The sequence below is a fragment of the Streptomyces sp. NPDC051776 genome (assembly GCF_040681345.1).
Lineage (GTDB): Bacteria > Actinomycetota > Actinomycetes > Streptomycetales > Streptomycetaceae > Streptomyces.
This window is the reverse complement of the sequence record NZ_JBFAYQ010000081.1, coordinates 1-12,820: the sequence shown is the minus strand read 5'-3', so window position 1 is coordinate 12,820 and position 12,820 is coordinate 1. Positions and strand designations below refer to the sequence as shown.

At 72.3% G+C, this 12,820-nt stretch carries 2 protein-coding genes; both read right to left on the bottom strand.

The window, feature by feature from the left end:
- On the bottom strand, window positions 1-924 hold a 924-nt coding region (locus AB0M26_RS30190; RefSeq protein WP_365265966.1), incomplete at its 3' end, for a beta-ketoacyl synthase N-terminal-like domain-containing protein.
- A 46-nt stretch (window positions 925-970) separates the two neighbouring features.
- On the bottom strand, window positions 971-12,787 hold the full coding sequence (locus tag AB0M26_RS30185) for a type I polyketide synthase (protein WP_365265964.1): 11,817 nt from the start codon (window positions 12,785-12,787) through the stop codon (window positions 971-973).
- Window positions 12,788-12,820: the final 33 nt, after the last annotated feature.

Sequence of the window (12,820 nt, the reverse complement as noted above, 5' to 3'; positions counted from 1 at the left end):
CCCATTCGACGCACCATCCTGATTAACAGCACTCCCCCGCACCACCGCCAACACCCGACGCCCATTCCGCCGCGCATCCGACAACCGCTCCACCACCACAACACCAACACCCTCACCCCACCCCGTACCATCCGCACCCTCCGCAAACGCCTTGCACCGACCATCCCCCGCCAACCCCCGCTGCCGCGAAAACTCCACAAACGCACCCGGCGTCGACATCACCGTCACACCACCGGCCAACGCCAAATCACACTCACCCGCACGCAACGCCTGCACCGCCAAATGCAACGCCACCAACGACGACGAACACGCCGTATCCACCGTCACCGCAGGCCCCTCAAGCCCCAACACATACGACACCCGACCCGAAAGCACCGACGCGGTGATGCCGGTGGTCAGCTGGCCGTCGGATTCCTCGGGCCGGTTGAGCATCAGTGCCAGGTAGTCCTGGCCGTTGGTGCCCGCGAACACTCCCGTACGGCTGCCGCGCAGCGCCCCCGGTTCGATGCCCGCCCGCTCCAGCGCCTCCCACGAGGTCTCCAGCAGCAGCCGCTGCTGGGGGTCCATGGTCCGGGCCTCGCGGGGTGAGATGTCGAAGAAGGTGGAGTCGAACAAAGGGGCGTCGTAGAGGAAGGCTCCCTGGTGGGCGTACGTGGTTCCGGGGCCGCCGGCGGGGTCGAAGACGGCGTCGAGGTCCCAGCCCCGGTCGGCGGGGAAGTCGGAGACCGTGTCGCGCCCTTCGGCGAGCAGGCGCCAGAACTCCTCGGGCGTGTCGGCTCCCCCGGGGAAGCGGCAGCCGAGACCGACGATCGCGACGGGCTCCTGACGGCTCGTCTCGGCATCATGAAGGCGCTTGCGGGTGTGACGGAGGTCCGCCGTCACCTTTTTCAGGTAGTCCCGCAGCTTTTCTTCATTGCTTGCCATCGTGCCCTACTTCCTCGCAGAAACCGTGAATCGCCGGAGCCGGTGGTCAGGAGATCCCGAATTCCTTGTCGATCAGGTCGAACATCTCGTCGTCCGTCACTCCTTCCAGTTCCACGCCCTCGTCCTCCGTCCCGTCGGTGGTGTCGGCGCCGGTCCACATCGCCAGCAGCGCTTTCAGCTTCGTCGTGATCTCCAGGTGCGTTTCGCCGCCGATTCCGGCCTGGTCCGCGAGAGCTTGTGCCAGGCGGTCGATCTCGCCGACGACGCCGGTTGTCCCTGCCGACTCGCCGCCGTGCCCGGCGAGTTCGGCGTCCAGGTACGTGGCGATGTTCACCGGTGCGGGATAGTCGAACACCAGCGTCGCCGGCAGCCGGAGTCCGGTGGCCGCGCCCAACCGGTTGCGCAGCTCCACGGCGGTCAGCGAGTCGAATCCCGCCTCCCGGAACGCGCGGGCCGGGTCGACCGCGTCGGCCCTGGCGTGCCCCAGGACCACGGCCGTCTGTTCCCGCACCAACTCGACCAGCGCCGCTGTGCGTTCGTCCGGGCCGAGCCCGGCCAGCCGCTCCTGCAGGGCTCCGGCGTCCCCGACCGACGTGGCGCCCTCCAGTGCCGAGGCCGCCTCCGGTATCTCGCCGAGTACGGTGGTTGCCCGGCCTGCGGTGAAGGCGGGCGCGAAGCGTGTCCAGTCCACTCGCGCCACGACCACGGCCGGGTCGCCGCCGCCCGCCAGCCGCTCCATCGCCACCAGGGCCAGGTCGGGGTCGAGCCCGGACAGTCCCCGGCGACGCAGATACTCCTCGACGCTGCCGGAGGTCGCCATGCCGTCCTCCGCCCATGGGCCCCATGCCACGGAGGTGGCCGGGAGCCCGGCGGCCCTGCGCCGCTCGGCGAGGGTGTCCAAGTAGGCGTTGGCGGCGGCGTAGTTGCCCTGGCCCGGGGAGCCGATGGCGCCCGCGAACGACGAGAACAGCACGAACGCCGACAGCTCCCGGTCGCGGGTCAGCTCGTCGAGGTTGCGGGCGGCCACGGCCTTGGAGCGCAGGGAGTTCGCGAACCGCTCCGGGGTCAGCGTCTCCAGGAGCCCGTCGTCGAGAACACCGGCTGTGTGCACCACCGCGTCCACCGGGTGCTCGGCCAGCAGCGCCGCGAGCGCGTCCCGGTCGGCGGCGTCGCAGGCGGCCACCGTCACCCGTACGTCCAATGCGGCCAGATCGTCCCGCAGTTGGGGTACGCCGGGCGCGTCGGGCCCGCGGCGGCTGATGAGCACCAGGTGCTCGGCGCCCTGCGCGGCGGCCCAGCGGGCCACTCGGCCGCCCAGTGCGCCCGTACCGCCGGTGATCAGCACGGTGCCGGACGGGCGCCAGCCCGCGCCCAGCGAGCCGGAGGCGGGCCGGACGAGTCGCCGCCCGAACACGCCGGTCGTCCGGATCGCCACCTGGTCCTCTCCGGCACGCCCGGTGAGCACGCCGACGAGGCGTCCCACCACGCGGCGGTCCACGGCCTGCGGCAGGTCGACCAGGCCGCCCCATCCGTCCGGGCGTTCCAGCGCCGCAACCCGCCCCAGTCCCCACACGGCGCCCTGAGCCGGGTCGGGGGCCCGGTCGGACCTGTTGACGCGGACCGCGCCGCGGGTCAGCGCCCACAGCGGGGCGGTGATCCCGGCGTCGCCCAGCGCGGTCACGAGGAGGGCGGTTGCGGCGGGACCGGCCGGTACGCCGTCGCCAGGGGGCGCGCCCGAAGCGTCGTATCCGTCACCGTCGGTGTCGTCCTCGTGGTGCCGCTCGGGCAGTGCCAGGAACGACAGAACCCCGGCGACGGGCTCCTCCCCGGCCGCGTCAGCCAGCAGTCGGGCCAGTGCCGCCCGGTCGGTGCCGGGCTCGTACGCGACCGGCACCGGCTCGGCCCCGCTCGCCGCGAGGCCGTCCAGTACGTCGGCGGTCCACGCGTCGTCCGTCGGCCCGGCGAGCAGTACCGCCAGCCAGCGTCCGGGCAGTGCCGCGCCGGAGACCGAGCCGAGGGGCTTCCAGCTCGTGCCGTACAGCCAGTCGTCCACCCGGGAGTGCTCCTGCTGCCCGCGCCACCACGACGACAGGGCCGGCAGCAGTCCGTCCAGCGCGTCCTGCGCCACACCGAGCGAGTCGGCCAGCGCACGGACGTCGCCGCGTTCGACGGCGGTCCAGAAGCGGGCGTCCGCCCGGTCGGAGGACGCCCCGGTCGGCTCGCCGCCCAGCCTCGCTCCCTCGGGCCAGAAGCGCTCATGCTCAAAGGCGTAGGTCGGCAGATCCACCACGGCAGCCGTCGTCGGGGCGAACACGGCCCGCCAGTCCACCCGCCCACCGTGCAGATGCAGCGCGGCGGCGGCTGTGAGGAGCGAGGCGGCCTCGGGGCGGTCCTTGCGCAGAGTGGGGGTCAGCAGACGCCCCTGACCGTCGACGCAGTCCTGGGCGAGCGCGGTCAGTGTGCCGTCCGGGCCCAGTTCGACGAACCGGGCCACATGCTGTTCCGCCAGAGCTCCGACACCGTCGGCGAAGCGAACCGGCCGCCGCACCTGGTCCACCCAGTACCCGGCCGACTTGAGTTCCTCGGCCGCCACAGCCTCACCCGTCAGCGTCGACACCACGGCCACGCGCGGCTCGGCGTACGCGACGCTCTCGGCCACCTGCCGGAACTCATCAAGCATCGGCTCCATCAGCGGCGAGTGGAACGCATGACTCACACGCAGGAACGACACCTTGCGATCCTGCGCGCGGAAGTGCTCCGCGATCTCCCCGACCGCCTCCGCCGCTCCCGAGACCACCACCGCCTGCGGACCGTTGACCGCCGCGATGCCGACGTCGGACCCCCGCGTCTCCAGCAGCGGCAGCACCTCCTCCTCGGAGGCCTGCACCGCCACCATCGCCCCGCCCTCCGGCAGCGCCTGCATCAACCGTCCCCGGGCCACCACGAGCCGGCACGCGTCCGCCAGGGACCACAGGCCCGCCGCATGGGCCGCCGCCAGTTCACCGATGGAGTGCCCGATCAGCACATCCGGCCGCACACCCCACGACTCCAGGAGCCGGAACAGCGCCACCTCCAGCGCGAAGAGAGCGGGCTGCGCGTATTCCGTACGGTTCAGCAGGTCCGCGTTTTCGCCGAAGACCACCTCCCGCAACCCGAACGGGACTTCCGCGTCGACCGCGTCGAAGGCCTCTGCGAAGACGGGGAACGCCTCGTACAACTCACGCCCCATGCCGAGCCGTTGAGACCCCTGTCCCGCGAAGAGGAAGGCGAGCCGCCGGCCAGAGCGGTCCGGGTCGCCGAGGACGACGTGCCTGTCGCGCTCGTCCGCCGCCAGGGCGCGCAAGCCGCGCAGTAGCGCGTCGCGGTCCGGGGCGAGGACCATCGCGCGGTGTTCCATCCAGGGGCGGAGGGTTGAGGAGAGCCCCACGTCGCTCAGCCGGAGTGCGGGGTCGGCGTCGAGGCGGGCCCACAACCGTTCGGCCTGGCCGCGCAGGGCCTCCTCCGACGCGGCGGACAGCGCGACGGGCGTCACGGGCAACTCGGCGGCCGGCGCGGCCGGGCCGGAAGCGTCGACTGCGGGTGCGGCGACGATCCCGGGGGCCTCTTCGATGATGACGTGGGCGTTGGTGCCGCTGATGCCGAAGGACGACACGCCCGCGCGCCGCGGACGGTCCTCCGGCCGCGGCCACTCCACGTTCTCGTTCAGCAAGGAGATCTCACCGGCCGACCAGTCGATGAACGGGGACGGCTCCTCGGCGTGCAGAGTGCGCGGCAGCACCGCGTGCCGCATCGCCATCACCATCTTGATCACGCCGCCCACACCGGCCGCGGCCTGCGTGTGACCGACGTTCGACTTCAACGAGCCCAGCCACAGCGGCACTTCACGATCCTGGCCATAGGTGGCCAGGAGTGCCTGCGCCTCGATCGGATCGCCCAGCGGGGTCCCCGTGCCGTGCGCCTCCACCGCGTCCACATCGGCGGCCCGCAGCCCGGCACCCGCCAGCGCCTGACGGATCACGCGCTCCTGCGAGGGGCCGTTGGGCGCCGTCAGACCGTTGCTGGCGCCGTCCTGGTTGACGGCCGAACCGGCGACCACGGCCAGTACGCGGTGCCCGTTGCGGCGCGCGTCCGACAGCCGCTCCAGCACCAGCATGCCGATGCCCTCGGACCATGCGGTGCCGTCCGCCCTCGCGCCGAAGGACTTGCACCGCCCATCGAGGGCGAGGCCGCGCTGCTGGCTGAAGTCGACGAACGTGTCCGGGGTGGACATCACCATGACGCCTCCGGTGAGCGCCAGATCGCACTCACCGGACCGCAGCGACTGAGCGGCCACGTGAAGGGTGACCAGGGAGGACGAGCACGCGGTGTCGACCGTCATCGCCGGTCCCTCGAGGCCGAAGGTGTAGGCGATACGGCCGGAGTGGACGCTGCTCGTGTTGCCGGTCAGCAGATAGCCCTCGGAGTCGTGCTCGCCCGTGCGTAGGCAGGAGTTGTAGTCCTGCCCCATGACGCCGGCGAACACCCCGGTGCGGCTGCCGCGCAGCGCCGTCGGATCGATGCCCGCCCGCTCGAAGACCTCCCAGGACACCTCCAGCAGCAACCGCTGCTGCGGATCCATCGCGAGCGCCTCACGCGGCGAGATCCCGAACAGCCCGGCGTCGAAGGACGCGGCGTCGTACAGGAACCCGCCCCTGCGTACGTAGGTCTTGCCGAGCAGGCCGGGCTCAGGGTCGTACAGCGCCTCCATGTCCCAGCCACGGTCGGCCGGGAAGTCACCGATCGCGTCACCGCCCTCGCTGACCAGCCGCCACAGGTCCTCGGGCGACTCGACGCCGCCGGGGTAGCGGCAGGCCATGCCGACGATGACCACCGGGTCGTCGTCCACGCCCTTCCAGGCGGGCATCGCCGGGCCGTGCGGGTCGGTGGCGTCTCCGGCGAGTCCGGTCAGCAGGTGCCGGGCGAGGGCGGCGGGCGAGGGGTGGTCGAAGACCAGGGTGGCGGGCAGTCGCAGCCCGGTCGCCGCATTGACGCGGTTGCGCAGCTCGACCGAGGTGAGCGAGTCGAACCCGAGCGTCTTGAACGCCTGGTCGGCCTCCACGTCGGCCGCCGAGGCGTGGCCGAGCACCTGGGCCACGAGCCCGGCGACCAGTTCGAGCAGGAACGGTTCGCGCTCCGCGGAAGGCAGGGCCAGCAGCCGGGCGCGCAGTTCGTCGCCGTCTCCGCCGTGCCCGCCGGTGTGGGCGGCCCGGCGTGTCGCGCCCCGCACGACGCCACGCAACAGCGCCGGCAGGTCGGGGAGTCGACGCAGCGCCCCGAAGTCGAGGCTGACGGGCAGGAGGAGGGGTGACTCGGCGTGTCGCAGTACGGCATCAAGGACGGCGAGGCCCTGGTCGACGGCGAGCGGCCGTACCCCGCCGCGCGCCATGCGGCGCAGGTCGCTCTCGGTCAGGTCGCCGGTCATGCCCGTACCGGGTGCCCACGGGCCCCAGGCGAGGGAGACCGCGGGAAGGCCCAGGGACCGGCGACGCAGGGCGATGGCGTCCAGATAGGCGTTGGCGGCCGCGTAGTTGGCCTGCCCGGCGCCGCCGAACGTGCCGGAGACCGAGGAGAACAGCACGAACGCGGCCAGGTTCAGGTCGCGGGTGAGGGCGTCGAGGTGGTCGGCCGCGTCCGCCTTGGGCCGCAGCACCGTCCGCAGCCGCTCCCCGGTCAGCGACGACACCACGCCGTCGTCGACCACGCCCGCGGTGTGGACGACGCCGGTCAGCGGCCGGTCGGCGGGGACGGACGCAAGCAGGGTCTCCAACGCCGGGCGGTCGGCCACGTCGCAGGCCGCGATGGTGACGTCGGCGCCCAGGCCGGTCAGTTCTGCGGAGAGTTCGGCCGCACCCGGGGCGTCCGGTCCGCGGCGCCCGGCCAGAAGCAGATGACGTACGCCGTGCTCGGTCACCAGGTGACGGGCGACCAGAGCGCCCAGCCCGCCGGTACCGCCGGTGACGAGGACCGTACCGTCCGCGAGCCGCACCGCGGACCCGGCGCCCGTTCCGGTGTTCGCGGCGGGGGCGGGAGTCCGGTCGCCATCGGGCCCATCCTTCGGGTCGGGGCCGGGAGCCCCGTCGCCATTGGTCTCACCCTTCATGCCGGGGCCGGGGACCCGGTCATCGTCGGCCTCACCCTTCGGGTCGGGACCTGGGGCCCGGTCGCCGTCGGCCTCACCCTTCGGGTCGGGGCCTGCGCCGGTCGCCGTGGCGGAGTCGGCCGGCGTACCGGCGGAGGGACCGGGCAAGGTCACCGGGGCGAGCCTGGGGACGAGTACCGTGGCTCCGCGAACGGCGAGTTCGGCCTCTTCGGCGGGCGTGCCCGGCCGGTTGAGCAGCGCGACCAGGGTGTCCCAGGACTCCGGTGCGCCATCCAGGTCGGCGAGAGCGAAGCGACCGGGGTTCTCGGTACGGGCGGAGCGCACCAGACCCCACAGGGCGGCCGCCGCTGGGTCCGGCTCCTCCTCCGGCGCCACCGCCACCGCGCCCCGCGTGACGACGACCAGCCGTGTGTCCGCGAACTCGTCGGCCGCCAGCCAGTCCTGCACGAAGGCCAGCGCGGCGGCGGTGACGGCGTGGGCCTCGGCGGCGGAACCGGTGAGCCGGGCGTCCTGGCGGCCGCCGCCCCAGGGGAGCAGCACGGTCTCGGGAGCGGTGTCGCCGTCGTGGACGGCCCGGGTCAGCCCGGACCAGGTGCGGGCGGGTACGGCAGTGCGTTCCGCGGAGGGGAGGCCTGCGGGCGTCCCTGGGTCTGGCGCCACAGCGGCGTCGCTGTCCTGTGCCGTGTCGTTCTCCGGTGCCGCATTGTCGACCGATGCCGCGTTGCCGACCGGTGCCGCGTTGCCGACCGATGCCGCGTTGCCGACCGATGCCGTGTCGTCGTTCAGTGAGGCGTAGTGGTCCGGTGCCGCGTGATCCGTGAGCACGACCGTACGGCCGTCCGCGGGCGGCGCCTCGTCGGTGCGGGCCGGCGCCTGCGGGCCGCTGTTCCCCGGGGCGGCGTGCGGGGATGACGACGGCAGCGGAATCCAGTCGATCCGATAGGTCCCGGACGGTGCGACCATGCCCGTGCCCGCGGCCAGTTCGGACGGCACCTCTCGCAGTACCAGCGATGCGACGGAGGCGACCGCGGCACCCGTCGGATCGGCGAGGTGCAGGGCGACCCCATCGGCACCCGCAGGGGAAACGCGCACCCGCAGGGCCCGGGCACCGGAGGCATACAGTGTGAGCCCGTTCCAGGAGAAGGGCACCCGACCGGCTCCCGCTTCGCCGAGCGGCCCGTAGAGGACCGCGTGCAGGGCCGAGTCGAGCAGGGCGGGATGCAGCCCGAACCGGCCCGCGAGCCCGTCGTGCTCCTCGGGCAGCACGACCTCGGCGAACACGTCCTCGCCACGCCGCCAGACCGCACGCAGCCCCTGGAACACGGGGCCGTAGTCCAGCCCTGCCGCGGCGAACCGGTCGTACGCGTCGGTGACGGGGCATGGCTCGGCGTCCTTCGGGGGCCATTCCACGAGGCCGGACCCCGCTTCGTGCGTGTCCGACGTCACGTCCGGCACCAGCAGCCCGTCCGCGTGCAGCCGCCACGGCGTGTCGTCCGTGGGGCCCTCCGGGCGTGAGTGCACCTCCACGGTGCGTCGTCCGGAGTCGTCGGCCACGCCTACGGTGACCTGGACCCGAACCGTGCCCTGCTCCGGGACGACCAGCGGGAGTCCGATCGTCAGCTCCTCGACGCCGTTGCAGCCCACCTCCTCGCCGGCGCGCAGGGCCAGCTCGGCGTAGCCCGTGCCGGGGAAGACCGCCGTCCCGAGGACGGTGTGGTCCGCCAGCCACGGGTGCGAACGCAGCGAGAGTCGGCCCGTCAACACCACTCCCCCGCCTGCGAGTTCGACGGCCGCGCCCAGCAGGGGGTGCCCGGCCGCACCGAGCCCGGCCGCGGCCAGGTCGCCCGGCCGGTGCGACGCCAGCGGCCAGAACCGCTTCCGCTGAAAGGCGTAGGTCGGCAACTCGACGGGGCGGGCATCGCGCCCGGCGAAGACGGCGCGCCAGTTCACGTCGGCGCCTCGTGTGAACAACCCGGCGACCGCTCCGAGGAGGGAGGGTGTCTCGGGCCGGTGTTTGCGGAGCGCCGGCACGACGACAGCGGCCCTGGGGTCGTCCAGGACTGTCTGAGCGAGGGCGGTGAGGGTTCCGTCCGGGCCGAGTTCGAGGTAGCGGACGACACCCTGCTCGGCGAGGGTCCGGACGGCGTCCGCGTAGCGGACGGTCTGGCGGGCGTGCCGCACCCAGTACTCGGGGGACATCAGCTCGTCGGTGGCCGCGGCCTCTCCGGTGACCGCGGAGACCAGGGGCAGCTTCGGTGGCTCGTACGTCAGAGTCTCCGCGACCTTGCGGAAGTCGGCGAGCATCGGTTCCATCAGGGGAGAGTGGAAGGCGTGGCTGACGCGGAGAGACGTGGTCTTACGGTCCTCGTTGCGGAAGGGGGCGGCCGTGTCGTCGACGGCGTTCGACACGCCGGCGATGACGACCGAGCGGGGGCCGTTGACGGCCGCTATCCCGACCTGTGCTTCCCGGCCCTCCAGGAGGGGAAGTACCTCCTCCTCGGATGCCTGGAGCGAGACCATTGCTCCGCCCTCCGGCAGGGCCTGCATCAACCGGCCCCGGGCGACGACGAGTCGGCACGCGTCCGAGAGCGACCACACACCGGCGACGTGGGCGGCGGCGATCTCACCGATGGAGTGCCCGGCGAGTACGTCCGGCCGGACCCCCCACGACTCCAGCAGCCGGAACAGCGCCACCTCCAGCGCGAAGAGTGCCGGCTGCGTGAACTCCGTACGATTCAGCCGCTCCGCGTCCTCGCCGAAGACGATCTCCTGCAAGCCGAACGGAAGCTGCTCGTCGACCGCGTCGAAAGCCTCGGCGAAGACGGGGTACGTGTCGTACAACTCCCGCCCCATTCCCAGGCGTTGGGCCCCCTGGCCCGCGAAGAGCAGCGCTGTCTTCCCGGAGTGCGTCTCGTCCTTGAGGACAAGCCCCGGTGCGTCGGTGCCGTCCGCCAGGGCACGGAGGCCCTGGAGCAGTTCGGCTCGGTCGGCGGCGAGCAGCACGGCGCGGTGTTCCAGCACGGCCCGGGTCGTGACGGACGCAAGCCCCACATCGGCGACACGCACACCGTCAGCAGCCATGCCGTCCAGCCACGCCAACAGCCGCTCCGCCTGATCGCCGACCGCCGGAGCGCCGGCGCCCGACACCACCACGGGAACGAGGACGGGTTGCGACGGCGTGTCGGCCTCCGGGGCCGGGGGTTCCGTCGGCGTTTCGGCCTCGGGAGCCGGGGGTTCCGTCGGCGTGTCCGGGGCCTGCTGGATGATGACGTGCGCATTGGTGCCGCTGATGCCGAAGGACGACACGCCCGCACGCAGCGGACGGTTCTCCGCCCGTGGCCACTCCACGTTCTCGTTCAGCAGGGAGATCTCACCGGCCGACCAGTCCACGTGCGAGGACGGCTCCTCCACGTGCAGGGTGCGGGGCAGCACCCCCTGCCGCATCGCCATGACCATCTTGATCACACCGCCCACACCCGCCGCCGCCTGGGTGTGGCCGATGTTGGACTTCAACGAGCCGAGCCACAAAGGCCGTTCACGATCCTGGCCGTACGTGGCCAGCAAGGCCTGCGCCTCGATGGGATCACCCAGCGGAGTCCCAGTGCCGTGTGCTTCGACCGCGTCGATGTCGGCGGGGCTCAGCCCGGCACCCGCCAGGGCCTGTCGGATCACGCGCTGCTGCGACGGGCCGTTCGGCGCCGTCAGACCGTTCGACGCACCGTCCTGATTCACCGCGGAACCGGCGACGACGGCCAGCACACGGTGACCGTTACGACGCGCATCGGACAACCGCTCCACCAGCAGCAGACCGACGCCCTCCGACCACGCCGTACCATCCGCACCATCGGCGAACGCCTTGCACCGGCCATCCGAGGCCAGACCCCGCTGCCGCGAGAACTCCACGAACATATCCGGACCCGCCATGACCGTCACGCCACCGGCCAGCGCCAGATCACACTCACCCGACCGCAACGCCTGCGCCGCCAGATGCAACGCCACCAACGACGACGAACACGCCGTGTCCACCGTCACCGCAGGCCCCTCGAAACCGAAGGAATAGGCGATACGGCCCGACGCAACGCTGCCGGTGTTCCCGGTCAACAGATAGCCGTCCGAGTCGTGCTCCCCTGCGCGCATGAATGAGCCGTAGTCCTGGGTGATGGCTCCGGCGAAGACGCCGGTACGGCTGCCGCGCAGAGTGGACGGATCGATGCCCGCCCGCTCGAAGACCTCCCACGACGTCTCCAGCAGCAACCGCTGCTGCGGATCCATCGCCAACGCCTCACGCGGCGAAATCCCGAAGAGCCCGGCGTCGAACAGCGGGGCGTCATAGAGAAATCCGCCCTCACGCACGTAAGAACGGCCGACACGCCCCGGCTCGGGGTCGTAGAGACCGTCCAGGTCCCAGCCACGATCGGTCGGGAAACCGCCGATCGCATCCCCGCCCTCGCTCACCAGCCGCCACAGATCCTCCGGCGAACCCACCCCGCCCGGGAACCGGCACGCCATGCCGACGATCACCACCGGATCGTCGCCCACACTCACCGCCGCAGGCAGAGCGGGAGCGGCGACCTCGGTCGCTTCTCCGGCGGACAGCTCCGAGAGCAGGTGGCGAGCGAGTACGGCGGGGGTGGGGCAGTCGAAGACCAGGGTCGCGGGCAGGTGCATACCGGTGGCCGCGTTCATGCGGTTGCGCAGCTCGACCGACGTCAGGGAGTCAAAGCCGAGCGCCTTGAACGCCTGGTCCGGCTGCACGTCGGCCGCGGACGCGTGGCCCAGGACGGAGGCGACCTGTCCGCAGACGAGGTCCAGTAGGAATTTCTCGCGGGAGGCCTGGGGAAGCCCCATGACGCGTTGACGGAGATCGGCCGCGCTTCCGGCCGCCGAGCGTGCTTCGAGGGCCCTGCGCACGGGGGCGCGAACGATCGAGCGCAACAGGGCAGGGACCTCATGTCCGCGCTTGCGGAGGGCGTTGACGTCGAGGCTGACGGGCAGAACCGCCGCCCGTTCCCATGCCGAGCCGGCGCCCAGAGCGGCATCGAAAAGTTGCAGGCCCTGGCCGGGATCGAGCGGCTGCATACCCTCACGTGCCATGCGGCGCAGGTCGGCTTCGGCAAGATCGGCGGTCATGCCCGCGCCGGGCGCCCAGGGGCCCCAGGCCAGGGCAGTGGCCGGGAGACCGGACGAACGGCGCCTTGCGGCGAAGGCGTCCAGGAAGGCGTTGGCGGCCGCGTAGTTGGCCTGCCCCGCACTGCCGAACGTTCCCGCGACGGAGGAGAAGACCACGAACGCCGACAGATCGGCGCCCCGGGTCAGCTCATGCAGATGCACGGCCGCGTCCGCCTTCGGCCGCAGCACCCCGGACATGCGCTCCGGAGTCAGGGAGCCCACGACACCGTCATCGACGATCCCCGCGGTGTGCACCACGGCGGTCAGCGGATGCTCCTCCGGCACCGCAGCCAGTACCTCCACCAGGGCCGCGCGATCACCGACATCCACGGCCGCCACCTCGACACCGGCACCCAACTCGGCAAGCTCGCCGACGAGTTCACTGGCACCGGGCGCATCAAGGCCACGACGGCTGGCCAGCAGCAGATGCCGCACCCCGTGTTGGGTGACCAGATGCCGGGCCACCAGCGCGCCCAGACCACCCGTACCACCAGTGATCAGCACCGTGCCATCCCGATCCATCGGTGCCGGAACGGTCAGGACCACCTTGCCCACATGCCGCGCCTGCGACAAATACCGGAACGCCTC